Consider the following 25,672-nt stretch of genomic DNA (forward strand, 5'->3'; position numbering starts at 1 on the left):
ACGGGAACCGCTGTGGATTCTACGCCGGCAAAGCGCCCCTGACATGCCAGCCGGATACGGATTCAAGGCGAATCGCAGGTGGGTTCGACCGGAACGGAACGCCGCCGGACCCGCCCTTCGCGCCAGATGGTGTACAGCCCGGCCCCCACGATCAACGTGGCGCCGGTCAGCATCAACATGTCCGGCCGCTCCCCGAATGCCAGCCCACCGAGGATCATCGCGAACACCAACCGCGTATAGCGGAACGGAACCACGACGGCGACATCACCGGTGCGCGTCGCCGCGACAATGGCGTAGTAACCGAGCCCGCCGACCACGAAGGCGGCCCCGAGCCGGGCAAGGTCGGTCGTCCCCGGCATGGCGGGCGGCGTTCCCATGAACAGCATCATGAGCAGCCCGGTCGGGACCACGACCGCGAATCCCCATACGGAGAGCTGAGCACTGGTCACTTCCGGCGGCACGTGCCGCACCGCGAGATCGCGCAGGGCGAGCCCGGCGACCGCGATCACCGCAAGCAGGGATTCCGGAGCGAAGCCCTCAAGCCCCGGTCGGATGATCAGCAATACACCGGCGAAGCCGACACCGATCGCCGACCAGCGGCGCCAACCGACCGGCTCATGCAGAAACAGCGCAGCCCCGAGCGTCACCGCGAGCGGTGTCGCCTGGAGAATCGCGGACGCGCTGGAGAGCGTCGTCAGCACGATCGCCGCAACGAAACCGGACGTGGCGATAATCTCGCCCAGACTGCGGAGAATAATGGGCCAGGACAACAACGCCCGCGACCAGACCCGCTGTCCGCGCATCAGCGTCACGGTGCTGAAACTGACCGTCCCGCCAAGGCCGATCATCGCGATCACCTGCCCCATCGGCAGCGCATCGGCCATCTGCTTGATGAGCATGTCCTCGAGCGCGAAGCCCAGCATCGAGGCCACCATCAACAGACTGCCGCGAATGTTTTCCATCAGTCCCGCTCCCGACAGGACGGTCCGGATCGGCCGTCCGCGCAAAACCTCAACGCACGGCAACCGCCGGCATTGCCTCCGCTTCACTCCGGCAAGGCCGGCCTGCGTAACGCGGGCGGACTCCATCGACATGGTCCGCACACACGCAAACGGCCCCACCGCCGAACAATCGACGGTGGGGCCGATATTGCCGATTGGCAAAAAGGGGGTTACAGGCCGTACTCGGCCTTCACCGCCTCGAATGCCGACTCGCCATCGACGGTCGTTACACCATCGAGCCATTCACGAACCCGCTCCGGGTTCGCCGCGATCCACTCGCGCGCGACCTCGGCTTCCGGCCGCTCATTATAGCTGTGCTCGTAGATCCAGCGGCTCTGCGTCTGCGGCTGCACCTGATACTGACTGAAGAACCGATGCACGTTCGGCAGGCGCGCCTCGAGATCCGTCGGCGTCAGCGTATATACCGTCGCCTCCGTATGCGCGATCTGGCTGTCGTCCGGCGCCTCCAGGTAGTGCAGATCATACGTGATATTCATCCAGTGCGGCCGCCAGCCGTAGAATGCCACCCAGTCCTCGCGCTCGGTCGCGCGCCCGACCTGGGCCAGCATCGCGGTCGTACCACTGGACACCAGTTCCCAGTCACCAAGGTTATGCCGATTCTCCTTGATGGCTTCCTTGACGCCGGTGTTCCAGGTACTGCCCGACTCGATGCCGTAGATTTTACTCTCGAAGCGATCGGCATACTCGTTCAGGTCCGACATCGACTCGACGCCCGCGTCCCGCACGTACGTCGGTACCGCCACGCCGGAGAGAGCGCCCTCGAGATTCGCCGTCAGTCGCACGATCTTGCCTTCCTGGACCAGCGGATCGATCATCGAAGACGAGACCGGATACCAGCCCCCGAGGCCGACATCCAGATCCTTGTTGGACAGCCCTTCGAGTGTCAGCGGGGTGTTCAGCTCTTTCGTGTCGGTTTCGTAACCGGCGGCTTCCAGCAGCTGGGCCGAGACCTCGCTCTTGACGGTCACGCCCGGCCACGGCTGCACGCCGAAACGCACTTCTTTCGGCTCTGCGGCCTGAACCGCGCCCGTAGCCGTCGCCAGGCTCAGCGCGCCGGCCGCCAGGCCGCGCGCCAGGGGATTCGAGAAATAACGCCTCGAATGGAACTTCATAAAAACCCTCCATCGGTCCCGCGCGATCCGCGCTGCACGCAGCAGCGGACCAGCAGTCGGGATGTGGTTTTCGATCCGTGGCCGGCGTGCCACGAGGAGAGTCTATCCTGCGCTCTGAGGCGGACGATCTATAACGCAAACCGACAGAAACTTTACCGATTCCGCCATAAACGGTGGGGGCTCCGCCTCGATCATTCATGATCCCGCGCGCGATCGCCGCCGCAAAGAGGCCGAGCTCCTGATGTACACCGAGGAGAAACGCGGTCTGCGCGGCCACGAAAGACCACGGCACAGAAACGACTGACGGGCTGCGCGGATACGGCGGTATAAGAAAAACGAACAAACCGACGGTGAATATTGTGATCGGGCACGGCACCCCGAACGTGGGCATCTACGGATCGGGTGCCCCGCGTACCACGATCAGGCCCGATCGATATTACCCGTGCTCATTGGTTCCGCTTCTATTTTTCTTCCCCGGAATCTCTCGACCGTCGCGCAGGCATCCGGCGCTACCTCACCCGCCTGACTCGGGCGGCAAGGCAGGGCGCGCAAGCCGAAGCGATAAGCACGATCGGCCAAATGTTGCCGTCCCGGAACGTATACGCTTCCAACATGACCTGCCACGACTTGCCCTGCCACAGCCCGAACGAAAATTCGAAGACGAGTGTCAACGCGACCCAACCGAGGCCAATTCCAATCAGTTCAGCGGGACGGCGAGCACCCAGCCATGGCAGCGACAGGCATGCAACGACCACGATGAGCGCCGAGAGGAAGAGACCGCTCAGGACAAAGCCGGCCGTGGAACCGAAATGCGGCGTCAGGGCATTTTCCCGCAATATGCCGTTTAACACGGCCAGTATCAGAATACCCACCCACACTGCCAGCGCTTTACCGGCTACGCGCAAGGACATTGACATCTCCTTCGAGTGCCCGGCCCCACAACCCGGCCATCGAGTCCAATCTCCACGAACTTCTAATATTCCCTACTGCTTTTCCTGCCACGGCCATCGACCGTTGATCTCGACTTCAAGGGTGAAACTCAGGAACGTACGGATCAGTACGACGACCGCCAGCACCCCTACCGTCGTAAAGGTCAGCTCGATCGCAACCGTATAGATAATGTCCGCCGCAATGAGAAACTCGAGTCCAAGCAGAATACCGCGCCCAAGGAACTGACGGACGCCATAAAACACCGAGTCGTTGTCTTCTCTTGTGGCCAGTCGAACCGCCGCGTTAAGCAGCGCATACAGCGCGAAAACGGTAATAATACCGATGCCCAGAATCTCGATTATTCCTGCGCACCAGGCGGCCAAATCAGTTATGAAGCCATCCACGATCCATTCTCCCATCACTACGCTAACGGTTCACTGATCGCGGCGAGACACGAGCGTAGCGCGGCTCGCCGTGGTCTTTCGGTTCCGGGGGAGCGTTCCCGGAGAGGCCGACAGACCAATCCGGTCCCTGGTCAGAATAGAATCACGGAGGAATCGGTGTGCGCCTGGCTTCCCCCACCGGGTTCATGAACTCGGGCTTAACTGTCTCGCATCAATCACCATGCCGTTCGCCGCCAACCGGGCCGTAAAAAATCACCCAGGTTGCGAAGTCCTCACTGAAATGCTCGAAGTAGTGCTCGACACCCGCCGGGACAAACAACACTTCCCCGGCTTCAAACCGTCGGCGGGTCTCCCCGTTGACGAACTCCCCGGATCCGGAGATCACCACATACACCTCGTCGCGGTCGTGAGGTTCCTGCTCATCCACCCGGTCCGGCTGATACAGCTCGATGTGCAGACTACCGTGCCGAAACAGTTCCACGAACGGCTGTGGCGCGACCTCGCGCAACCGCGCCGCGGCATGATCAACCGTAAGCCGCTCCGGCAGCGGCGCTTTTTTCCCGCCCTCGCTTGCGCTCATCCCCTGCTCTCCTCTACCTGTCTCGCCGCGAGCGGCAGACGCTGACTGCCTGACGCCCGCTCACGATTGTAGACGCGAGGACCCAGGCAACGCCTCCGGGCCCTGCAGCGGAGAATTTCAGACCGAATCCCAAGATCCGAACCGGCCCCGTCGCCCGGCGGGCTTCGCCGCCCGCGATAGGCACAACTTGCCCCGGCATGAATCCTTGCCGATGGCCCCGGCGAATCCAACGGATGTCACGCTCGAGGGGGGCAGTTCTCTCGGAGACGGTGACAAACGCAAGCACTTGAAAATCGACAATCGCAAACGCGGAGAGTGCGGGAACCGCAATTGCAGGAGATGCAATCATGCGCAGAAACGCACTCACGGTGGGCATCATCATTGCCACGACCGGCCTTCTCACGGCCTGCGGCGGCGATGACAACGACTCGGCCGATCGGGCCGAAGTCCGGGCCATTCACGCGTCGTCAAACGCCCCCGATGTCGATATCGCCCTCAACGGCGACGTCGCGATCCCGATGTTGGCCTTCGCCACTGCTTCCGATCTTCTTGCCGTCAATCCCGGTACCTTTACCGTAACGGTTGAGGCCATTACCCCGACCGGCGATGTCGAAGTCATCAATGCCAATGTACCGCTCGTCGCCGACCAGGAGACCACGATCATCGCCCTCGGCAACGTGGGTGGCAGTGGTGATCTGGCGCTCGGCCCGCTCGTCGTGACCGCCCCCGATGCCGATCCAGGCGCGGGAGAAGTACGCGTGCAGGTAGTCCACGCCTCCGCGGCTGCAGCCGCAACCGGCCCGCTGGATGTCTACGTGACCGCACCAGGCGACGCACTCGCCGACTCGGATCCGATCGGGACATTCGGGTTCAAGGAGACGCTGGGCCCGCTGACGGTCCCCGCCGCCGACTACCGTATCCGGGTTACGCCGGAGAACGACGCCGGAACGGTCGTGTTCGATTCCGGCACGGTGTCGCTGGCGGGCGGCGCCGATCTCGTCATCAGCGCGATCGACAATGTCGGGCCCGAGTCCGCGCCGGTGCGGCTGCTGGTCGCTCCCGAGGGCGCCGATTCCTTCCTGCTCCTGGATGACGGCGCCGAGGCCGCGGTCGGTGTCGGGCATTTGTCCGCCGATACACCCAACGTCGACGTAGCGCTCGACGGCAACTTCAGTCCGCCCGCGTTCGAGAACCTATCGTTTCCATCGGTCACGGATTTCGCGGAGGTCCCGGCCGGCACGTACGACATCGACGCGGCCACGACCGGCAACACGGCCTCGGCGGTGGGTGCAGACGACGTCGAACTCGTCGCAGGCGAGCGTTTCACGGGCTATGCGGTCGGTCTCCTCAACGGAGCCCCCGGACTGGAACTGATCTTCAGTGAGGACGATATCCGCTCCATCGCCACCGAAGCCCGCCTGCGCGTCATTCACGCGGCGAGCCAGGTGCCCGGAACGAACGGCGCGGTCGACATCTACCTCACGCCAGAAGGCACGCAAGCGGGCGCTCTGGCGACAACCGATCCCACCATCGAGGACTTCCCCTACAAGGAGATCAGCGAGTTTCTCTCGGTAGCACCCGCGACGTACGAGGTCTTCGTCACGCCCGCCGACACCACCATCGCCTCCATCGGACCGGTGACCGTCATGCTCGAAGCCGGCGATGTAACGACAGCCATCGCGCACGATGATGAAAACGACATTGGTGGGTCATTCGCCCTGTTGCCAGTCGACGAGACCACACGCTGAACCAGCGTAGTAAAGGAGCCGTAAAGCGAGACGGGCGGTCCCACGGGCCGCCCGTGCCCGCGACAGGCTTCACCGCTCACCACATCAGGTCATCCGGAACCGGAAAGTCCGCGTACGGGTCATCGCCCGAGTCCCCACTCCCACTGTTCAGCACGAGCACCGCCGCCGCATCGATCTCGCGGATCCGTTCCGCCGTCGCTTTCGACACCAGTTCATAGCGGTCACCGACGGCCACGAGCCCGATCTCGCCCTCGGCGAGACGCCGATGCTGGGCCTTGCTCAGCCACAGTTCCTTGATCCGGCTGCCGTACGTGAAGTGATAGGCCACATCGCCTTTCTCGCGCTCGACGCGGTTCGTCTGCGCGATCTGGCGAACGCGCGCGGCGGTCTCCTTCGCCTGACGCTCTGCCTGGCGCTCCGACTCGAGCCGGCGATCGCGCTCGGCCTTCTCCGCGCGCTCCCGCTTTGCCGACTCGGTTTCCGGCTCGGGCGCGGCGGCCTCACTGCGCGTCGGCTTGCGGTTACCCTTCTTTTTCTTCTTGCCCTGCCGGGCCTTGCGCACCTGCTTCTCGTTGGCGAGACCCAGCTCCTTGAACTGGTCTTCCAGGGACTTCGACATGACTCTTCTCGGGATAAGGGACGTGGAAACCGAAGGATAACCGACACACCGGCCCGACCCCAGGAATGCGGCCCGCCAGGGGAACTCCGCTCAAAACCGTGTAGCGCGACGGGGGAACGACGCTGGACGGACTTCCGAGAGCGCCCCGGCTTCACGGCATCATAAAATCAAAGAGGTGGCCCCGGAACTCTGTTCCGACGCGGACTTTCTCCCCCGCCGACGACGCCGCTGCATGAGCCGCAGCAACATCCACAGACCCACGGCCACTACAGCGCCCGCGATTACGCCGTTGAAATCGGCGGCGAACTCGGCGACGGCGGGGAGACTCTCGGCGAACACGTACCCCAGGGCGATATAGAGCCCGACCCAGATCATCTCCCCGGCCGCGCCCCACACGCTGAAACGAGCCCAGTGCATGCGCCCCGCCCCGCCCGCGAAGTTGACGTACGGCCCGAGCGGACTGACAAGCCAGCGGCTGAGAAAAACCCCAACCCCGCCCCACTCATCAATAGACGCCCGCGCCCGCGCCAGCAGGAAAGCCCGGCTCCGCCCGGCGGCCGCCCACCGCTCCAGCGGACCCGCACAGGACCGACCAATCACGTACCCGGCCTGGTCACCGGCCACGGCGCCGCCATACGCCGACAGGATGGCCGTGGTAAGCACCAGATCCCCGGAGGCCGCAAAGGCGCCACCCGTGAGCATCATCAGGGAGGCCGGGACCGGAACGGCCAGACAGCTCAGGAAAGTGACGGCAAACAGGGCGGCCCAGCCGTAGTTCGCGACGATGGCGAAGAGGGCATCCATCAGTCCTGACCGGCCCCCTCCTCACGTGCAGCCTCATCAATGCGCCGCTGGATCTCGGCGAGGGTCAGTTCAGAGGTCTCTATGATATCGGCCAGCGTGCGACGCTTGGCGTCGCCGGGATCCAGTTCCAGGACCTCACGAACCTCCTCGAGCGACAGGTCATACGAATGCGCCACATACCGCGGCGTCATCCAGTCTTCCAGCGACTGCTGACGGTGATCGGGGTCGACCCAGTACACGGTGAACAGCAGGAGCCGCACGGCGAAAAACGCCGTGACCGCGATAGCCACGACGAACGCCAGAAAGAGTAAGCGGTGTCTTCGCCAGAGCGTACGTGCAGCGGTCAACATAAGAAGGCGATCCCACGTATCGCATAGGCCGGATTACGGCGGCGAGCCAGGTGACGACGCCGGGCGGTCATGCTTTCGCGCGGCGGGCCTCCAGTTTCTCACGCACTGCAGACGAAATCGAAGTACAGCCAGGAATGCCGGAAACCGCCGATCACCTCATGCCGAATGCCGGAAACCGGATGAGCCGGCGCGATTCCTGGCTCCGGCCTGTTCCGTCAAAAGGCGATAGCCGCTCGACTACGACCCGGCGGGTCGTCTTGAAGAGTAGATCGAAGGGGAAGAACCGAACGCGACGGCCCTGCTCAGAGCCATGTCAGGCCCGGCGTCTCCTATTAGAAAGACGCCGGCCTGCACTCCGACCATGAATCAATTCTGCATCGGAACGCCGTCGTCCCACCGGAAGCCGATCCCGCCGGCCTGCCAGACGCCATCTCCAAACGGGCTGGGTGCGCGCAGGTCGCAATAGCGCGGCAATCCATAATACGGAGAGAGTTCTTCCACGCCCCGAACCGTGCTGCGGTGCATGATCCGCAAACCCTGTTCCTCCGCGGGCAGATGCGCCTCGGGGGCCGCCCGGTGCGCCACGGCCAGGTTGTCGATGAAAATGCAGTCGTTTTCCTGATACTCGTACCCGGTCGCGTAGCCGTTTTCGAGGCCGGCATTGAGGATGTCGTTGTACTCATGGCAGAGCTGCTTGAGCTCTTCCGCATCCAGCAGGCGAAACTCGTCCTCTCCCGGCAGCTTCTCGATCACCGCGCCCGTCATGCCCAGATGCAGCCAGATCGACTTCCGACCGGAGACCGGGTGCACATGGACCGCCGGATGCACGACCCCGGTGCCCGAGTTGACCGACGAAAGCCGGCTCCAGAACGCCTGGCGCTCGTCGGGCAACGCATCAAAGGCCGCGCCCTGGTGCGCGAAATACGTTCCGCCGCCTTTCTCAGGCGGCCGGATGATGTGGTAGCCCGCGTGCGAAAACGTGGTCGTGTTGAAGCTGCCGTCGTTGTGCCACTGCGGCCCCACGCCGGGAATCCCATGCCGACTGTCGTTCGACAGCCGAAAAATATGCGGATTGCCGCCGGGCGTCGCCGGATGGACGCCATGCGTGCTGTGCAGTTCGCGGCCGCCCCACCAGCGGCTGACGCGCAGGAAATCGTCGACTTCCAGCTGCTGGTCATTCTTGAACACCAGGAACCCGCGACACGCCATCTCGTGTTCGAGCGCCTCGACCACCTCCGCCGGCGGGTTTTCTTCAGAGGCCAGGTCGATGCCCTCGACCTGTGCGCCAATCGGCTCCAATGGCGTGATTTTCGCGCCATATTTTTCGATGGTGGCAACGCGGGCGGGATCTAGCGGCGGCAGTGTCGATGGATTCGTCATAAATCCGGGGCTCCTGTGGTCGATGTTGATCGGTCACTACTTTTTAGACCGATCAGTCTATCATCGAGAGCCGCTAAGGATCGAACTCGGGCCGTATCACGCCTAACGATCGGGCGCAGCCGAGGGAGTCGGACCGGAGTGGCTTTTTCAGGGTCTCGTGGCTTCTTTGGCCCAGCGCAGCGCAAGTCGCGTCATCGGTGGTCCCAGGATTTCGAACACCACGGTCGAAGCCAGCACCACCGGCAGCAACACCTCGGCGCGCTCCGGGAACCGCTGGGCGGCCACAAGCGCCATACCCACGGCGATGCCCGCCTGGGGTAACAGTGCAGCACCCAACCAGGGCCCCGTGCCGGTCCGCATGGCGCGCCACCGCGCGCCGGCCGAGGCGCCCAGCAGGCGACCGGCGATCCGGGCCAGAACGTATGCAGCCCCCAGCCACCCCACCGCCGGCAGCACTTCCAGTTCCAGCGCCGCACCGGCGAGCAGGAAGAACACCAGCATGAAGGGCCACTGGATGTGCTCGATGGCATGGAACGGTCGGTTGTGGTGACGGGCCAGGTTGGCCACAACTATGCCCATGACCACTGCGGCAAGCAGGAAAGACACCTCTAACCAGCGAGCCAGCCCCAGGCATAGGAAGACAAGTCCAAGCGCCTCAGCCAGAGTCGGATCGCCGCGCGCCACGCGACCCGTGGCGAAAGCGGCGGGAATGCCCAGGACCACACCAAGGCCCAGCGCGCCGCCGATCTCCCACGCCCCATGGATCAGCATGCCCATACCGTCGCCGCCATCCAGAATCGCCACCACGGTCATCAGCAGACTGAACGCGAGCACGCCCCACACGTCGTCCACGGCCACCACGCCCAGCAGGGTCTCCGTGAACGGCCCCTTGGCGCCACTCTCGAGCACGACATCCGTGGTCGCCGCCGGCGCTCTTGCGGTCGCCAGGGCGCCCAGCAGCAAAGAGAGACCGAGGTCATCGGAGATAAACCAGGTCACTGCGAACACCGACACGGCGGTAACAACCACCACCGCAAGTGACAACGTCAGCACGTCGCCCCCGTGGCGCTTCAGGTTTCGGCCGGTCAGGTGGCCTCCCAACAGGAAGCCCACCATGGTAAGGGCCACCTGGGACACGACGCTGAACCACTGGGTTCCGGAAGGCAACAGCCACCCCAGCACCGAGGGGCCAAAGACCACGCCGGCAATGATCAATAGCGTCACCCGGGGAAGCGGTGTCCACCGGCCCAACGATTCCGCGGTCAGGCCCACGAGAAACACGAGGCCCAGGAGGAGAATCATCGAGGTCAAGTCGGTCATGAAGATTCCGGATTTCAGTGCCGCACGTCCACGACAAGGCGCGGCGGATCGGTCAGCTCATGGATCCGATAACGGTTCGGCGACTCGACGCCCAGAACCCATGTCACGACGGCCTCGAAATCGCACGTCAGCTCCAGCTCGGCGACTACTGGCAGGTTTGGCATGCGCTCACGCTCGGTGACCGTCGACCCGCCCTCTTCGGTATGCGCACGCGCAGGGGACATCCGCACCTCGAGCCACCCGTCGCCGGCAATCGGTGTGACGTTGCCCGACCCGCACTTCCGCACGGGTCGGTCGATGTACTCGGTGTGATAGCCCGGGATCCGTTCGTCGAACTCGAACACGACCCGATCGAAGCCCGAGTGGGTGCCGGTACGGACGGCGACAAGCGTTGCGATGGGCGAACCCGGCCGCGGCCGGTCGATAATGCCGGCCGTCCACGCCCGATCGCGAGCACCATCCCGTGCGGCTTCGCCCTCCGCCGAGTCGTCACGATCCCGCACCACACCGCTGCATCCGGTTACCACGAGAACGACGATCGCGGCGACCGCCGCGGCGCGAGCTTGGATCGTCCGCTGCATGGCCTGGTTATGCATCCTGATCTTTCGGGCCGACCCAAAAGAAGGGGTTATGTGCCACCTCCCACAAATAGCCGTCCGGATCGGCAAAATAGCCAGAGTAGCCACCCCAGAACACCTTCCGGGCGGGTTTTATCAGTGTGGCGCCTACTGAGACCGCCCGCTCCAGAAGCTCGTCAACCGCCGCTTCCGAGTCCACGTAATGCGCCAACGTGAAACCGGCGAACCCCGTGCCACCGGCCGGCACACCCGCATCATCTGCCAACGACTCCCGACCGTATAGCCCCAGCCAGCTCCCATTGAGCGTAAAGAATGCCACCTCCGGCGGCGACTCCATTCTGGGCAGGCCAAGGCCCTGCTCATAGAAGTGAACCGACTGCGCCAGATCCCTCACGCCCAGCGTAATCATGCTGATCCGTGGCTTCATGCAGCATTCTCCTTTGATGCATCACGGTCGAGGTCCGCCGCCGCCGAAGGCGGTCGGCTGAACCGAGTCGTCGGGACGCGCTATTCCGCAGTAACGTTCCTCATTAGTCTTCGTCCTGGCGGAAGAATCGCGATAGCACCAACGCCGCGATCGGGAGCCCGATGCCGTAGCCAAGTATACCGATCCGCTGAAGCGCCATGTCCCCGACGATGGGGCCAACGACCCCAATCAGCGACAGGGCACCCGCGACAGCGAGAGACCATCGGGACAAAGCCCGGATGCCGGAACCGACGAAAACAGGGGCGGCGCACAGAAGGGACAGCCCCAGAAAGAAATCCCATGCGAGCAACTCGACGGCGTACAGCGTCGATGGCCATTCCAGAACGGCGAAATCGGTCTGGCGCCCGGATGTCAGCGCTACGAAGTGGACGGCGCTGATCAGACCCGCCATGACTCCGGCGAAAACCAGGGCCATGGCACCAAATACCCTGCGGTCCCGGCTCGCGGTCTCATAGATCGACGCCATGAGGGCAATGATGAGCGGAGCCGACACCAAGGTCAGCGCCTCCATCACGGCGAGGGTCGGATCAACGATCGGGTCGTCGAGACCGGCCCGGAAAATGCCGAAGCCAGCGACTAGGACGTACGCTGCGCCCACGACGAAAAGGCCGATCGAAGAAATATATCCAACTCTGCTACTCGGACTCATCCGCAGTCTCTCGGATGCCGCGCCCTAACGTGCGCGTTAAACTGTCCAGACACTACCGCACCGCTTTTCCGGTCCGTTTGAACGCCTGGTTAGCCAATCCCAAAGGTAGCACGAAGGTCGCTCGCCCCGTCCGAAAGTAGCAGCCATGCTAGCGCCACCATATTGGCTACGACCGCACTCCAGAAGATGAACTGGAACGGCTGCTTCCTGGTTTTGTGCCGGAATACGCGCTGCGCGACCAGGGCACCTGGCCACCCACCTATTAGCTCTACAAGATGAAGGCTCGCCTCTGTAGTGCGCCAGCCACCACGTTTTGCCGCCGCCTTGTCCAGCGCGTACATGACAAACGACACGACGCTCATCAGAGCGTAAAAGCCAACGACCGCTAAAGGCGCACGCCCGGAAACCACCGAGTACAATATTGCGGCAAAGAAAGCCGCCAATATGAAAAGTGCCGGAATCAACCCGCGCGCTCGTACCAGGTCATGCGTTCCCCTTTGCTGGTGCAAAACCTTCTCGGCTTTCAGCCTTTTCCGGGCATCGCGGGTCACACTGTAGGTAACCGCGTCATTTGCCATCGGCCGTCGGCCGCGGGGAAACGCGCTAATGTGCACGAATACCGGCGCACCGCCATTCGACGGCGTGATAAAGCCGAAGCCCTTCGCGTCATTCCAGGAAGTCACTTTACCTTGTTGCCGCATCCAATCCTTCTCTGGCTAACGACACCGCTTAGGTTCGCAGGAACCGCCTCGCAGTCCCTGCGTCCGCTGCAGCACATAGTTAGAATCCATACTCGATCAACTTAAAGGCAAAGAAACCAAGGAGCGCAAGCGCGGCCGCGATGCCGGTCGCAAGGGTTGGCACGAAGAACCATAACCACAGATTTACCCAGCCTGTACCATATTTTTGGAGTTGATAATGGAACCGCTGTATCGCTTCGGGAGGTGACTGACTACCCACCAACGAGCTCCGCAGCCGACGAAGCTCCATTTGACCGCCAACCATCTTTACGAGCTCCCATACGATGAACAGTAGAATAGAGGTTCCGATCAAGAGGCCGGTCGTGGAGAACAAGATCGGCGGAAGATCCGGCTTAAGCTTTGACCATAGAGTCAGAAAACCCGCGTACCCTACAACCATTATCAGATTCGTATATGAGACCGATTGGGAGTGAAGCGTTGCAATCAGCTCGTGTGCGGCCCGCAGGTTTTTGTCTTCATCCATAGTCGATCCACTTCAATCGGATACGTACATATGCTCACGCAACTTTTCCTGTCCTGATAAGAGCCGCGTGAGCGAACGGTCTTTCTGTGGAAAGAACCCTCGCTCCTAACGTCTACGCTCAGGCGCGCAGCTTTGCTGCGTCGGCTGCAGCGACTTGTTAGCCAATATCGTCCTTTGCTTGTTCCCATGCGTACTTGGTGATGGACCGGGCCTTGTCTCGAATAAAGGTCAGTGCCGAAAAGTAATTGTCCGCATCACCGGCGATCGCGGCATTTGTTGCGTCTTCAAGAGCCTTGCTTATCTCCATATGCTCTTTGTCGTGGGCTGACAGCATCAGGTCAATCTTGTGCCGCAGAAGCGCAAGGCGCTGAATATCTACCTTGCTGTCCGGGTCGTCTGCGATCGAGTCCTTGTCCTCTTCAACCTGCAACCGATTTGCCCGGGACATCCACTCCGCCAGATGGTCCCGCAAGGAATCCACCCATTCCTGACGTCGCGTGGACAAGAACTCCGCCCGGACCCGTCTCTCGGTCGCTACCACGGTGGCGCGGCCGGAGAGCCAAGCCCCTACTGCTGAGCCCGCCACTACGAGAACGCCCGTGACAAGGGCGCTAACTATCGCGGTAACGGCTGGATCCATAGGGATTCCTCATGGCTAACGACGACGCTCAGCCGCGCGGCTTTTCCGCGTCGGCTGCAGCGTATTGTTGGGTTGTACTGCCGCGAAGTTATCTACCACGGTCGTCGCCCCGTTTCCGCTTCGACGCGATCGGCAGCGATCTCATCAAGCTTGCTCGCCAACCTCTCTGCGAAATCGCGCCAAGCGGTCAATGTCTGCTTCCTCACGATCCGAGAACCGCCGTGTGCTAGCTGGTTCCGTGCCTTTGAGAGGTTGCGCAGCCGCTCTTGGACTTTGGCGTTTGAACATTTCTGCCACCGCATCTTTCGGTGACTCATCACCCATGGAACACCCAAATAGAAATACAGGGTATTTACCTGGTGCACGTTAGCGTTGTTGTTGCGCCGGCTCGTGTGCTCTTTCAACTCGGTCCTGTCGCCGACCGGAATGTGTTGGTATAGCTCGTCCACTGCTAATTCGTAGAGCTCTTCAAGGAAACCTTCCAATAGCGCCGACAAAAGCACAGTGCCGCCGGATATTACTGCGGCTCCCTTTTGCCTTGCTGGACGGCCGGCGCCTGTAGGGCAGATAGCGTCTCTCGCTGCGACTATCTCGTCGACCTCCTGTAGACGGTGCTTGAATTTGGTAAGAGGGACCGACGACATCTGCATCCTTCCATGTTTTCAGCGAAACGAATTCTGACGGCAACGATCCACAATCCAACGGTTTGCTTGAGCCGCGGCTCACGATGGAGCGAAGCGGAAGGGCGAGCCGTCGGCCTCCAAGCAATTGTTAGGGTTTGTTTCCAGCATGCAACCGCCGCGCGCGTTCAAGGCGCTCCTTTAGCTTACTTGGACCAGCGCCGGGCGCCTTTGGCTGCGCTTCGTAACGTTCGAGAATTTCAATCTCATCGGCTATTCGCTTCTCTTTCCGATAAATAATGGCAAGTTGCTCGTAATACCAAGGCGCCACTCCCCAACCCTGCCCTGCGGTCTTCGACTCAGACTCGGTGGCCCGGACCAGATTCATAAGGAGCTCGATTGCCTCCTCGTGCCGTCTTTCGCGTTTGAGCTGCTTAACCCGCTCGACATAATCTGTGTAGTGACCGCCGTCGTGCGATCCGGCCGCACGAATCCTAGCCTGCTCTGCATTGAACTGTTCTACAATCTCGCTTGCGGCGGATGCAGGTTCTTTGCGTTGCCCTCTCGCCAGCAATTTTCGAAGGAAATTCATATCACCTACCTAGCCCTAACAGGTACTAGCCGGCGATTGGGCGTGATTAAACACGGCATATCGCCGTCGATCATGAATTGATCTTCCCTGCACGAAGCATCGCCGTACCCGCCAGCCCAAGCCTTGCGCGGCCCCCGCACTCTGCCCTCTCTGCATGATAGACGGCGCCCCGCCGCCTATCCCGCTTGCACCGCACGATTCTGCCGATATACTGTTTATTTGTACAGCACTGCAAGGGAGGGCAGTATGAGCGGCAAGACCAGTCGGTCTCCTTTCATTGACGAAGTGCGCGCGGCGATCCGTGAGCGCCACTACAGCATCCGCACCGAGCGCGCCTACATGGACTAAATCCGGCGCTTCATTCTCTATCACGAGAAGCGCCATCCCCGGGATATGGGCGAACCCGAGGTCGCGGCCTTTCTCACCCATCTGGCGATCGATGGACAGGTCGCCGCGGCGACACAGAACCAGGCGCCGAATGCACTGGCGCGGAAGTATCCGAATGCCGCGTTTGATTGGGGTTGGCAGTATGTTTTTCCCGCCGAGCGGATCAGTCTCGATCCGCGCTCGGGTATGCGGCGTCGGCATCGCGTCGGCATCGCGTCGGCATCACGTCGGAGAGACGGCGATGCAGAAGGCGGTTCGCGCCGCGGCGCGCGCCGCCGGGATCGAGCGGCCGGCGAGTTGTCATACGCTGCGGCATTCGTTTGCCACGCACCTGCTGGAGGGTGGCGCCGATATCCGGACGGTGCAGGAGCAGCTGGGGCATGCGGATGTGCGTACGACGCAGATCTACACGCATGTGATCGAGCGCGGTGGGCGTGGGGTGAAGAGTCCGCTCGGTCGTGTGCTTGCGGGGATGCGGCCTGCATCCGTTTGAACGCGGCGGTGGGCGTTGGGTGTGTGACTGCCGGTTGGTTTCCATACCTTTTTGCCGGGTTCGGGTGTGGTCGATCGGGTCGGCCATGCCCGGTTGGTTGTTCTGGGTGATCCTGGCAGGTGTGGGGGTGGGCGTCCAGGTGGGGTGGGATGCCTAGTGGAGGTCTGATTTTGGGGAATTGTGTTGGCGTGGTTTGTGGGTTGTTGTTTTTGAGGCGTTGATCTGTCGGGCTGGAAGCCCGACCTACGGCCTTTTTTGTTGTGGGGGTGGGTGTTTTTTTTGGTTGCTGTTGTTGGGCGTGGTTTTTCGCGAGCGAGCTCGCTCCTACAGGGGCGTGGAACGGGGTTCAGGTGGTTAGGGTCTGGAGGATTCTTGCGACTTTGTTCATGCCGGTTTTCAGGTGGCCGCGGATTTCTTCGAGGCTGATTTCTTTGTCGGTTTTGCCGCCGGCGGGGTTTACGACTACGGCGAGGCAGGCGTAGGGAATGTTGAGTTCTCTGGCCAGGGCCGCTTCGGGCATTCCGGTCATGCCTACGATGGTGCAGCCGTCGCGTTCGAGGCGTTGGATTTCGGCGGCGGTTTCCAGGCGCGGGCCCTGGGTAGCGGCGTAGCAGCCGCCGTCGGTCGCCGGAATGTCGGCTTGTTGTGCGGCTTCGAGCAGGGACTGGCGGACGGACTGGCTGTAGGGCCAGGTGAAGTCGATGTGTTCGACCTCGGCGCCCTCGCCTTCGAAGAAGGTGGACGGGCGCCCCCAAGTGTAGTCGATGAGCTGGTCGGGGATGACGATGCCGCCCGGCCCGGGTTGTTCGGGGATGCCGCCTACGGCGGCTACGGCAACGATGCGGTCGACGCCGGCGTCCGCGAGTGCGCGCAGGTTGGCGCGGTAGTTGATCTCATGCGGGGCGACGGAGTGGTCGTGGCCGTGGCGTGGGAGGAAGGCGACCCGGGTGTTTTCGATTGTTCCGGTAACGAGGCCGGCCGAGGGGGTGCCCCAGGGGGTGGTCGGGGCGTGTTCCATGCGGCCCTGGATGAGGTCGAGTTGGTCGAGGCCGGTGCCGCCGATGATGCCCAGCATTTTTTGTCGTCCCGTCGTGCGCGCGTGAAGGTGTGGAATTATGACGTGTTGTTGATGTCGGGTTAAAACCCGACCTACGGTGGTTTGGGTGCACGTTCGATCCGGGTCCCGTCGTGCGTCGATGCGGCGGTGTTGGTGGGTGTCGGATCCGTGATGTTGGTGCGGGTCAGATTCTATTCCGGCAGGGCGTAGATGCCGGGGGCGTTGCGGTGCCAGCCGTGGTAGTCCATGCCGTAGCCGAAGACGTAGCGGTCGGGAATCTCGAGGCCGATGAAGTCGGCATGGGCTTCGGGGGTTTTGCGGTCGTGGTGTTTGTTGACGAGTACGGCGGCGCGGACTTCGGCGGCGCCCTGTTCGTTGCACCAGGCTTCGACGGCGGCGAGGGAGTGGCCTTCGTCGAGGATGTCGTCGATGATCAGTACCCGCCGGCCCTTGAGCGGTGTGCGCGGTGAGGCGAACCACTCGAGGTCGTGGCCGCGGGTGGTGTTGCGGTAGCGCGTGACGTGGATCGAGTCGAGCTGCAGCGGTGCATGCACGCGCGGCAGCAGCATGCCGGTGGTGACGATCGCGCCCTGCAGCAGGCACAGGGCGACGCAGTCGCGGCCATCCAGCCAGCCGTCGATCGCGGTGGCGAGCCGGTCCGCCGCCTGTTCGACTTCCGCCGGGGTGTAGAGGCGTTCGGCCCGGTCGATCGTCGGCATGTCCGCCGGTGTGTTCATTCTCCCCCCTCGCCTTCGGCTTCTTGATCCGCCTGCCCGTGGCGGCCGCGCCCGCGGCTGGGCTGTGCGCCGCGCTGCCACGATGCGGCGTTGGCCTTGTCGTCGGCATTCGCGGGCTCGCCGCCCGGCTGCGGCATCGTGGCCACGTGCAGGGTGGATGTCGGGTAGGCGATCTCCGCGCCATGGGAGCGGATGATGTCGCCGATGCGCAGCATCACCTCTTCCTTGATGGCGTGGTACGGCGCCCAGCGCGTCTCGCGCGTGAGGCAGTAGATCATGAAGTCGAGCGACGACTCGCTGTACTGCGTGAAGTTCACGATCAGGGTGGCGTCGCTGTCGATCTGTTCGTGCTCGTCCAGCATCGCCCGGATGTCATTGGCAATAGCCGAGACGACGGCGATGTCGTCGTAGCGCACGCCCACGGTCTCGTAGATGCGCCGGTGCGTCATCCGGGACGGGTTCTCGACGATGATGTTCGAGAAGATCGAGTTGGGTACGTACAGCGGCCGCTGGTCGAAGGTACGCAGGCGCGTGATGCGCCAGCTGATGTGTTCGACCGTGCCCTCGATCTCGCGGTCCGGCGAGCGCACCCACTCGCCGACGGCCATCGGCCGGTCGAGATGGAGCATGATGCCGCCGAAGAAGTTGGCCAGCATGTCGCGCGCGGCAAAGCCGATGGCGATGCCACCGATACCGCCGAAGGCGAGCACGCCGGAGATCGAGAACCCGAGCGTCTGCAGCAGGACGAGGCCGACGCCGATCAGGACGGTGGCCCGCAGCAGTTTGCCGATCGCCTGGACGGTGGAGCGGTCCGGGCCTTCATCGGGTTCGAACGAGACCGCGCGCACGCGCTCGATCAGGCGGCTCTCGACGGCCCGGGTCAGGCGCAGCGCGAACCAGCCGAGGGCGACGATCACACCGGATTTGCGGATGGCGCCGACGTAATCGAACAGCGCGGCGTCCGTGTCCGCATAGCGGCCGATCGCCTCGGCGGCGATGGTGATGCCGAGCACCCAGATGATCAGGCCGACGGGACCGACGAGCGACCAGAGCACGGCGTCGTCCCAGAGGTTGCTGGTACCACGCGCGCGCCGGGCGAGGCTCCGCAGGACGATGCGCTGGACGAGATCGAGCGCCGCGGTGGCGAACAGGATCAGGAAGACCCAGACCATCCAGCGATGGCCGCCGGCCCATGCCGTGAACTCGATCAGCCAGTCGGGCATGCTCATGAACGGCTCCGCATGATCAGCCGCCAGCGGCCTGACCGATGGCATCCACGGTCGCGCGGGCCTCGCTCCACGCGGACGTGAACTCGAGTTCGCGGTCGATGCCCGCGGCCGCATGGCCGTGCAGGCGCATCAGGCGTGCGACCGACACCGGGCGGTCCTCGACCGGGAGCGACTCGACCACTTCGGCGGCCTGCCCGCGGTCGTTGCAGACCAGGACCATGTCGCAGCCCGCGGCCAGGGCCCGGCGCGCGCGCTCGACACTGCCGCCGACGGTCCCGGCGCCGGCCATGGCGAGGTCGTCACTGAAGACGGCGCCGCCGAAGCCGAAGCGCCCGCGCAGGATGTCGTTCAGCCAGATGGAGGAGAAGCCGGCCGGCACGTCGTCCACCGCCGGATAGGTCACGTGTGCGGGCATGATGCCGGGCAGCCCCTGGTGGGCCAGCCGCTCGAACGGGATGCCGTCGAGCTGGAGGATATCCTCGCAATCGCGCGGGTCGACCGGGCACTCGTGGTGCGAATCCGGCGCGACGCTGCCGTGCCCCGGGAAATGCTTGCCGATGGCCGCCATGCCGGCCTGCGCCATGCCGCGCATGACCGCGGACCCGAGCCGGGCGACGACCTCGGGGTCGTTGTGGAAGCCGCGGTCGCCGATCACGGCGCTGATGTCGCGGCGCAAATCCAGCACCGGCGCGAAACTCAGGTCGACGCCGACGGAGAGCAGTTCCGCCGCCAGCAACCAGCCGACGGTCCGCGCCTCGGCCTCGGTGGCGTGCGGATCGTCGTCGAAGCGCTCGCCCAGACGGCCCATCGGCGGCAGGCGCGTGAAGCCCTCGCGGAAGCGCTGGACGCGCCCGCCCTCCTGATCGACCGCGACCAGCAGGTGAGGCTCGCGCAGGGCGTGGATCTCCTCGACCAGGGCCGCGATCTGGGCGCGGTCCTCGTAGTTGCGGCTGAAGAGGATGACGCCACCGACATTCGGGTGCCGGAGCAGTTCGCGATCCTCGTCGCTGAGGCTCGTGCCCTCGATATCGAGCATGACGGGACCGAGCGGCATCAGCGGGCCTCCAGCAGGACGACGGCATGCGCGGCGATACCCTCGCCGCGGCCGATGCCGCCGATACCCTCGTGCGTGGTCGCCTTTACGTTGACCGCGCGCCGGTCCAGATCGAGTTCGGCGGCGATGCCCTCGCGCATGGCGTCGATGTGCGGACCGATGCGCGGGCGCTCGGCGATGAGGGTGAGGTCGGCGTTGACGGCGACCCAGCCGCGATCGCGCACGAGCGCCACCGTGCGCCGCAGCAGTTTCTGGCCGGAGGCGCCGGCCCAGGCCGGTTCGGTGTCCGGGAAGTGGCGGCCGATATCGCCCAGCGCGGCGGCGCCGAGCAGGGCGTCGCAGAGGGCGTGCAGCGCGACGTCACCGTCCGAGTGGGCGCGCAGGCCAAACGGCGCATCGATCCGCACGCCGCCAAGCATCACGTGATCGCCGTCCGTGGTCGCGTGTACGTCGTATCCGTGTCCGATTCGCATGTTCATTGTCCGCCGCGCATCGCCAGCACGGCCTCCGCCAGTGGGAGGTCGTGCGGGCGCGTGATCTTGATATTGGCCGGGTCGCCCTCGACCAGGCGCGGGGCAAAGCCGGCGCGCTCCATGGCCGAGGCCTCGTCGGTGATGGCCGGATCCGTGGCATCGCCGAGTGCGTCACGAAGCGTACCACCGTGGAAGAGCTGTGGCGTCAACGCCTGCCACAGCCCGGTGCGATCCTCGGTGGCCGCGACCCGCCCGTCGGCATCGGCGCGCTTGAGCGTGTCGCGGACCGGGATGGCGAGGAGCGCACCGGCCGGATCCGATGCCCACGCGAGCAGCCGCTCGATCTCTTCGCCCGAGAGACATGGCCGCGCGCCGTCGTGCACGAGCACCGGCCCGTCGCTATCGGCGGCGAGCGCGTCCAGCCCCGCGGCCACCGAGGCCGCCCGGCTGGCGCCACCGATGACGGTCTGTACGCGTGCGTCGCTAGCCGGTGGCAGTTCGGCGAAGCGGTCGTCGTCGCGTGCCAGGGCGACCACGAGTCGTCGCAGGCCCGGGTGCGCCAGCAGCGGCGCCAGCCCCCACTCGATCACGGTGCGGCCGGCCAGGGGGAGATAGGTCTTGGGGGTCGGGCCACCCATGCGCGCGCCGGCGCCGGCGGCGGGGACGACCACACTGAACGCCACCGGGCTCACGGGCGGTCGGTGTCCAGCGCGGGGCTGTCTTTCTTCGGGGCCGAGTCCGGCGATCCGTCCGAGCCGGCATCCGGCAGCGGTTCCACGTCGTTGTCCGTCTTCTCAATCACGCGGAAAAAGGTCTCGCCCTCACCCACCATCCCGAGCTCCGATCGCGCCCGTGCCTCGACCGCCTCCATGCCCTTTTTGAGGTCACGCACCTCGGCGGCCAGCGCCTGGTTGCGTTCGCGCAAGCGGGCGTTGTGCTCTTCCTGCTTCGCGATTTCCTTTTGCAGGCGGTGGACCTCGGCCAGACCGCCATCAGCGAACCACAGGCGATACTGCAGCGTGAGCAGCAGCGCGACGAGCACGGCGATCAGGACTTTCAATACGCCTCCCGCGGCCGCTCCCGGCCGCCGGTCCGATCAGGCGAGCGGACCGAACACGCCCCGGCCACCGTAGCGGCCGCGATCGCCCAGCCGTTCCTCGATGCGAAGGAGTTCATTGTACTTGGCCACGCGATCGGACCGGGAAGCGGACCCCGTCTTGATCTGGCCGGCGCCGGTCGCGACCGCGAGCTGCGCGATGAACGTGTCCTCGGTCTCGCCCGAGCGATGCGACACGACGTTCCGGTAACCCGCTGCATCGGCCATGCGCATCGCCTCCAGCGTCTCGGTGAGCGTGCCGATCTGGTTGACCTTGATCAGGATCGCGTTCGCGGCCGCGCGGTCGATGCCCTCCTGCAGGATCGACGGGTTGGTGACGAACAGGTCGTCGCCGACCAGCTGCACCTTGTCGCCGAGGCGGCGGGTGAGTTCGATCCAGCCGTCCCAGTCGCCCTCGGCCATACCGTCCTCGATGGAAAGGATCGGGTACTGGTCGACCCAGGCCGAGAGGTATTCGATGAAGCCGTCGGCGTCGAAGCTGCGGCCCTCGGACTCGAGGTTGTAGGTGCCGTCTTGGTGGAACTCGGAGCTGGCGACGTCGAGCGCGAGCCAGACGTCGCGGCCCGGGCGATAGCCGGCCGCGTTCACCGCCTCGAGGATGGTCTCGATGGCGGCCTCGTTCGAGGGCAGGTCCGGGGCGAAGCCACCCTCGTCGCCGACGCCGGTCGCGAAACCGCGCTGGCCCAGCACCTTCTTGAGCGCGTGGAAGATCTCGGTGCCGCAGCGCAGGGCCTCGGAGAAGGTCTCGGCGCCGGCCGGCACGATCATGAACTCCTGCAGGTCGACGCTGTTGTCGGCGTGCGCGCCGCCGTTGAGGATATTCATCAGCGGCACCGGCAGCGTGCGCGCCCGGTCGCCGCCGAGGTGTTCGTACACCGGCACGCCGGCCTCGGCGGCCGCGGCCCGCGCGGTGGCCAGCGAGACCGCCAGCAGCGCATTGGCGCCCAGCCGGCCCTTGTTATCGGTCCCGTCGAGATCGATCAGCGCGCGATCGAGCGCCGCCTGGTCGCCGCCCTCAAAACCGTTCATCGCCGGACGGATCTCGCGGTGGACGTTGGCGACCGCGTTGCGCACGCCCTTGCCGAGGTAGCGGCTCTTGTCACCATCACGCAGCTCGATGGCCTCGCGCACACCGGTCGATGCCCCCGAGGGCACCGCGGCCCGACCGTAGCTGCCCGACGCGAGAAAGACATCCGCCTCGATGGTGGGGTTGCCGCGCGAGTCCAGGATCTCGCGGGCACGGATATCGACGATCTCGCTCATCTCGATGCTCTCCGTTCGGTTCGTCGCGTCGTGGTGTTCATGTAGGTGCCCGTTTCACGGACTATGGCTGCAGCGCCCCGCAGTCGCGGCATTCACACTGTAGGAGCGAGCTTGCTCGCGATTGTGCCCGTTTTGCGGGTGAGCGGTCATTGTGTCTCGCGAGGCCAGAGGAACCGCGGCCGCAACCCGCATCGCTCCTGGTCCCGATTGACCGCAATCGCGAGCAAGCTCGCTCCTGCAGGGACGCCGATCTTCGGCGTCGGGTCGTTACCGCCCGAGCCAGTCATTCTCCGCGTACGGTTGCGCTTTCACCACCCGGTCGAGTTCGACCAGGGTCTTGAGCAGCCGTTCCAGTCGATCCAGCGGCCACGCATTGGGGCCGTCCGAGAGCGCCTGCTCGGGGCGCGGGTGCGTTTCCATGAAGAGCCCGGAGATGCCGGCGGCGACGGCGGCGCGGGCCAGCACCGGCACGAACTCGCGCTGGCCGCCCGACGAACTGCCCTGCCCGCCCGGCAACTGCACGGAATGCGTCGCGTCGAACACGACCGGGCAGCCGGTATTGCGCATCACGGCGAGACCGCGCATGTCCGAGACCAGATTGTTGTAGCCGAACGAGACTCCGCGGTCGCAGACCATGATGCCCGTGCCGCCGGCGGCGCGGGCCTTGTCAACAACATTCACCATATCCCAGGGCGCCAGGAACTGCCCCTTCTTGATATTCACCGGGCGACCCGCGGCGGCCACGCGCTGGATGTAGTCGGTCTGGCGGCAGAGGAACGCCGGTGTCTGCAGCACATCGACGACGGCAGCGACCTCATCGACCGGGGTGTATTCGTGCACGTCGGTAAGTACCGGCAGCCCGGTCTCGCTGCGCACCCGTTCGAGCGACGCCAGGCCGGACTCCAGGCCGGGGCCGCGATAACCGGATACGGACGAGCGATTGGCCTTGTCGTACGAGGCCTTGAAGATGACCGGGACACCGATGCGTTCGGAGATGCCCTTGAGCGCCTCGGCGATCTCCAGCGCCAGCGACTCGCTCTCCAGCGCACAGGGGCCGGCGATCAGGAAGAGCGGGCGATCCGGGCCGACTTCGAAACCGCAGAGGTTCATCAACGGTGACCGGCGTGCGCCAGTGCGGCGGCCACGAAATCCGTGAACAACGGATGGCCGTCACGCGGGTTGGATGTGAATTCCGGGTGGAACTGGCAGCCGATGAACCACGGGTGTTCGGGCAGCTCCGTGACCTCCACCAGCGCGTTGTCGATCGAGGTGCCCGAGAACTGCAGCCCCGACTCGCGCAGCGTGTCGCAATAGTTGTTGTTGAACTCGTAGCGGTGACGATGGCGCTCCATGACCGCATCGGCACCGTAGATCCGGTTGATGCGTGAGCCGGGCGCCAGCTGCGCCTGCTGCGCGCCGAGGCGCATGGTGCCGCCGAGGTCGGAGTCCCGCGAACGCTGCTCGATCTCGCCGGAAACGGTCTGCCACTCCGTGATGAGGGCGATGACCGGATGCGGTGTCTGCGGGTCGAACTCGGTCGAGTTGGCATGCGCGAGGCCGGCGACGTTGCGCGCGTACTCGACCACCGCGACCTGCATGCCCAGGCAGATGCCGAGGAACGGTACGCGGTTCTCGCGCGCATAACGCACGGCGGCGATCTTGCCCTCGACCCCGCGGACGCCGAAGCCGCCCGGGATCAGTATGGCATCGAGCCCGTCGAGCAGCGCGGTGCCCTCGAGCTCGAGCTGTTCGGAATCGATGTAGCGGATGCGGACCTTGCTGCGCGTCTTGATACCGGCGTGGATCAGCGCCTCGTTCAGCGATTTGTACGAGTCGGCCAGATCGATGTACTTGCCGATCATCCCGACCGTGACTTCGTGTTCGGGGTGATCCAGCCCGTCGAGCACGGCCTCCCATTCGGCCAGATCGGCCGGCGGCAGCGCGTCCAGCATGCCGAGGCGCTCGAGCATGATGTCGTCGAGGCCCTGGCGCTGGTAAATCTGCGGGATGCGGTAGATCTGATCGACGTCGATCGCCGAGGCGACCGCACGCTCCGGGACATTGGTGAACAGCGCGATCTTGCGCCGCTCTTCCTCGGGCAGCGGCTCGGCCGCGCGGCAGAGCAGCATGTCCGGCTGGATACCGATGGAGCGCAGTTCCTTCACCGAGTGCTGCGTCGGCTTGGTCTTCACCTCGCCGGAGCTGGCGATGTAGGGCACCAGCGTCAGGTGGATGAACATCGCGTTCTCGCGACCCTCTTCCACGCCCATCTGGCGGATCGCTTCCATGAACGGCAGCGATTCGATGTCGCCGACCGTGCCGCCGATCTCGACCATGGCGATATCGGCATCACCGGCGCCCTCGCGCACGAGGCGCTTGATCTCGTCGGTGATGTGCGGGATGACCTGCACGGTCGCACCCAGGTATTCGCCGCGGCGCTCCTTGGAGATCACGTTCTGGTAGACGCGGCCGGTGGTGAAGTTGCTGCGCTGGCTGGTGCGGACGCGCGTGAAGCGCTCGTAGTGGCCCAGATCGAGGTCGGTCTCGGCGCCGTCGTCGGTGACGAACACCTCGCCGTGCTGGTACGGGCTCATGGTGCCCGGGTCGACGTTGATGTAGGGATCCAGCTTGAGCATCGCCACGCGCAGGCCGCGCGCTTCGAGCAGTGTGCTCAGGGATGCTGCAGCAATGCCTTTCCCGAGAGAGGAAACGACACCACCGGTTACGAATACGAAACGGGCCATTTGAGTGCGCGCAACTCGGCTGTGGGAAAGGGGTCCGCGTGCAAACGGCGGAGGTTAGC

Annotated in this window: 30 protein-coding genes and 1 pseudogene; 2 read left to right on the plus strand and 29 right to left on the minus strand. The window is 64.4% G+C overall.

The annotated features are described in order from the left end of the window. Positions 1–62: 62 nt before the first annotated feature. The 6 genes and pseudogenes from A0W70_RS08385 to A0W70_RS08405 all read right to left on the minus strand — a co-directional run bounded on the left by A0W70_RS08385 (position 63) and on the right by A0W70_RS08405 (position 4,048). Positions 63–962 (minus strand): DMT family transporter, encoded by a 900-nt coding sequence (locus tag A0W70_RS08385; RefSeq protein WP_070988885.1) that lies wholly within the window; start codon positions 960–962, stop codon positions 63–65. A gap of 209 nt (positions 963–1,171) precedes the next feature. Then, entirely contained in the window at positions 1,172–2,134 is a 963-nt protein-coding gene (locus A0W70_RS08390) for an ABC transporter substrate-binding protein (protein WP_070988886.1), read from the minus strand. A 220-nt stretch (positions 2,135–2,354) separates the two neighbouring features. Beyond that, positions 2,355–2,525: pseudogene (locus A0W70_RS17330) on the minus strand (DUF6064 family protein); the annotation flags it as partial. Positions 2,526–2,643: 118 nt separating this feature from the next. After that, the gene (locus A0W70_RS08395) at positions 2,644–3,045 is read right to left on the minus strand and encodes a hypothetical protein (protein WP_083330880.1); all 402 of its coding nucleotides are present in this window, start codon (positions 3,043–3,045) and stop codon (positions 2,644–2,646) included. Positions 3,046–3,117: 72 nt separating this feature from the next. Further along, positions 3,118–3,468, minus strand: a complete 351-nt coding sequence (locus tag A0W70_RS08400; protein ID WP_245675835.1) for a DUF1622 domain-containing protein — start codon at positions 3,466–3,468, stop codon at positions 3,118–3,120. Positions 3,469–3,679: 211 nt separating this feature from the next. Further along, on the minus strand, positions 3,680–4,048 hold the full coding sequence (locus A0W70_RS08405; RefSeq protein ID WP_070988889.1) for a cupin domain-containing protein: 369 nt from the start codon (positions 4,046–4,048) through the stop codon (positions 3,680–3,682). Between the two features lie 347 nt (positions 4,049–4,395). Here A0W70_RS08405 and A0W70_RS08410 point away from each other — a divergent pair, with 347 nt between their 5' ends. Continuing rightward, complete coding sequence (locus tag A0W70_RS08410; protein WP_070988890.1) at positions 4,396–5,796, plus strand: DUF4397 domain-containing protein; 1,401 nt, start codon at positions 4,396–4,398, stop codon at positions 5,794–5,796. A gap of 76 nt (positions 5,797–5,872) precedes the next feature. Here the strand turns inward: A0W70_RS08410 and A0W70_RS08415 are convergent, their stop codons facing one another. From A0W70_RS08415 to A0W70_RS08475, 13 genes are all read right to left on the minus strand, one after another. Further along, positions 5,873–6,415, minus strand: coding sequence for a DUF2058 domain-containing protein (locus A0W70_RS08415; RefSeq protein ID WP_070988891.1), 543 nt, complete (start codon positions 6,413–6,415; stop codon positions 5,873–5,875). A 159-nt stretch (positions 6,416–6,574) separates the two neighbouring features. Beyond that, positions 6,575–7,219 carry a DedA family protein gene (locus A0W70_RS08420; RefSeq protein ID WP_070988892.1) on the minus strand — a complete coding sequence of 215 codons (645 nt, stop codon included), beginning with the start codon at positions 7,217–7,219 and terminating at the stop codon, positions 6,575–6,577. Beyond that, complete coding sequence (locus tag A0W70_RS08425; protein ID WP_139150796.1) at positions 7,219–7,509, minus strand: hypothetical protein; 291 nt, start codon at positions 7,507–7,509, stop codon at positions 7,219–7,221. The genes A0W70_RS08420 and A0W70_RS08425 overlap by 1 nt, the downstream gene beginning before the upstream one ends. 426 nt (positions 7,510–7,935) lie before the next feature. After that, complete coding sequence (locus A0W70_RS08430) at positions 7,936–8,949, minus strand: TauD/TfdA dioxygenase family protein (protein ID WP_070988894.1); 1,014 nt, start codon at positions 8,947–8,949, stop codon at positions 7,936–7,938. Between the two features lie 147 nt (positions 8,950–9,096). Next, positions 9,097–10,269 (minus strand): cation:proton antiporter, encoded by a 1,173-nt coding sequence (locus tag A0W70_RS08435; RefSeq protein ID WP_070988895.1) that lies wholly within the window; start codon positions 10,267–10,269, stop codon positions 9,097–9,099. A 14-nt stretch (positions 10,270–10,283) separates the two neighbouring features. Beyond that, complete coding sequence (locus tag A0W70_RS08440) at positions 10,284–10,865, minus strand: AMIN-like domain-containing (lipo)protein (RefSeq protein ID WP_070988896.1); 582 nt, start codon at positions 10,863–10,865, stop codon at positions 10,284–10,286. Further along, a complete protein-coding gene (locus A0W70_RS08445; protein ID WP_070988897.1) occupies positions 10,858–11,274 on the minus strand; it encodes a VOC family protein in 417 nt (138 codons plus the stop codon). The genes A0W70_RS08440 and A0W70_RS08445 overlap by 8 nt, the downstream gene beginning before the upstream one ends. Before the next feature lie 103 nt (positions 11,275–11,377). Then, positions 11,378–11,932, minus strand: a complete 555-nt coding sequence (locus A0W70_RS08450; protein WP_139150798.1) for a hypothetical protein — start codon at positions 11,930–11,932, stop codon at positions 11,378–11,380. Positions 11,933–12,072: 140 nt separating this feature from the next. Beyond that, entirely contained in the window at positions 12,073–12,684 is a 612-nt protein-coding gene (locus A0W70_RS08455) for a DUF1294 domain-containing protein (protein WP_070988899.1), read from the minus strand. A gap of 79 nt (positions 12,685–12,763) precedes the next feature. After that, positions 12,764–13,207: a hypothetical protein gene (locus A0W70_RS08460; RefSeq protein ID WP_070988900.1), complete on the minus strand. Its 444-nt coding sequence runs from the start codon at positions 13,205–13,207 to the stop codon at positions 12,764–12,766. Positions 13,208–13,364: 157 nt separating this feature from the next. After that, the gene (locus A0W70_RS08465; RefSeq protein ID WP_139150799.1) at positions 13,365–13,712 is read right to left on the minus strand and encodes a hypothetical protein; all 348 of its coding nucleotides are present in this window, start codon (positions 13,710–13,712) and stop codon (positions 13,365–13,367) included. Between the two features lie 227 nt (positions 13,713–13,939). Then, on the minus strand, positions 13,940–14,497 hold the full coding sequence (locus A0W70_RS17335; protein ID WP_070988902.1) for a HEPN domain-containing protein: 558 nt from the start codon (positions 14,495–14,497) through the stop codon (positions 13,940–13,942). Between the two features lie 121 nt (positions 14,498–14,618). Then, the gene (locus A0W70_RS08475) at positions 14,619–15,059 is read right to left on the minus strand and encodes a hypothetical protein (RefSeq protein WP_070988903.1); all 441 of its coding nucleotides are present in this window, start codon (positions 15,057–15,059) and stop codon (positions 14,619–14,621) included. Positions 15,060–15,687: 628 nt separating this feature from the next. Here A0W70_RS08475 and A0W70_RS17280 point away from each other — a divergent pair. Next, complete coding sequence (locus A0W70_RS17280; protein WP_342670075.1) at positions 15,688–15,939, plus strand: tyrosine-type recombinase/integrase; 252 nt, start codon at positions 15,688–15,690, stop codon at positions 15,937–15,939. 346 nt (positions 15,940–16,285) lie between these two features. Here the strand turns inward: A0W70_RS17280 and A0W70_RS08485 are convergent, their stop codons facing one another. From A0W70_RS08485 to A0W70_RS08530, 10 genes are all read right to left on the minus strand, one after another. Beyond that, entirely contained in the window at positions 16,286–17,014 is a 729-nt protein-coding gene (locus A0W70_RS08485) for an S-methyl-5'-thioinosine phosphorylase (protein WP_070988905.1), read from the minus strand. A gap of 173 nt (positions 17,015–17,187) precedes the next feature. Next, positions 17,188–17,733, minus strand: coding sequence for a hypoxanthine-guanine phosphoribosyltransferase (locus tag A0W70_RS08490; RefSeq protein WP_070988906.1), 546 nt, complete (start codon positions 17,731–17,733; stop codon positions 17,188–17,190). Then, on the minus strand, positions 17,730–18,962 hold the full coding sequence (locus tag A0W70_RS08495; RefSeq protein ID WP_070988948.1) for a mechanosensitive ion channel family protein: 1,233 nt from the start codon (positions 18,960–18,962) through the stop codon (positions 17,730–17,732). Before A0W70_RS08495 ends, A0W70_RS08490 begins: the two co-directional genes overlap by 4 nt. A gap of 16 nt (positions 18,963–18,978) precedes the next feature. Next, positions 18,979–20,016 (minus strand): beta-N-acetylhexosaminidase, encoded by a 1,038-nt coding sequence (nagZ, locus tag A0W70_RS08500; protein WP_070988907.1) that lies wholly within the window; start codon positions 20,014–20,016, stop codon positions 18,979–18,981. Next, a complete protein-coding gene (gene ispF, locus A0W70_RS08505) occupies positions 20,016–20,489 on the minus strand; it encodes a 2-C-methyl-D-erythritol 2,4-cyclodiphosphate synthase (RefSeq protein ID WP_070988908.1) in 474 nt (157 codons plus the stop codon). Before ispF ends, nagZ begins: the two co-directional genes overlap by 1 nt. Positions 20,490–20,491: 2 nt before the next feature. Further along, the gene (gene ispD / locus A0W70_RS08510) at positions 20,492–21,181 is read right to left on the minus strand and encodes a 2-C-methyl-D-erythritol 4-phosphate cytidylyltransferase (protein WP_070988909.1); all 690 of its coding nucleotides are present in this window, start codon (positions 21,179–21,181) and stop codon (positions 20,492–20,494) included. Next, positions 21,178–21,549, minus strand: a complete 372-nt coding sequence (gene ftsB / locus A0W70_RS08515) for a cell division protein FtsB (protein ID WP_070988910.1) — start codon at positions 21,547–21,549, stop codon at positions 21,178–21,180. Before ftsB ends, ispD begins: the two co-directional genes overlap by 4 nt. Positions 21,550–21,585: 36 nt before the next feature. Beyond that, on the minus strand, positions 21,586–22,869 hold the full coding sequence (gene eno, locus A0W70_RS08520) for a phosphopyruvate hydratase (protein ID WP_070988911.1): 1,284 nt from the start codon (positions 22,867–22,869) through the stop codon (positions 21,586–21,588). 267 nt (positions 22,870–23,136) lie between these two features. Further along, positions 23,137–23,979: a 3-deoxy-8-phosphooctulonate synthase gene (kdsA, locus tag A0W70_RS08525; RefSeq protein ID WP_070988912.1), complete on the minus strand. Its 843-nt coding sequence runs from the start codon at positions 23,977–23,979 to the stop codon at positions 23,137–23,139. Continuing rightward, the gene (locus A0W70_RS08530; RefSeq protein ID WP_070988913.1) at positions 23,979–25,613 is read right to left on the minus strand and encodes a CTP synthase; all 1,635 of its coding nucleotides are present in this window, start codon (positions 25,611–25,613) and stop codon (positions 23,979–23,981) included. Before A0W70_RS08530 ends, kdsA begins: the two co-directional genes overlap by 1 nt. Positions 25,614–25,672 lie beyond the last annotated feature (59 nt).

Origin of the sequence: Halofilum ochraceum (assembly GCF_001614315.2) — a bacterium.
Classification (GTDB): domain Bacteria; phylum Pseudomonadota; class Gammaproteobacteria; order XJ16; family Halofilaceae; genus Halofilum; species Halofilum ochraceum.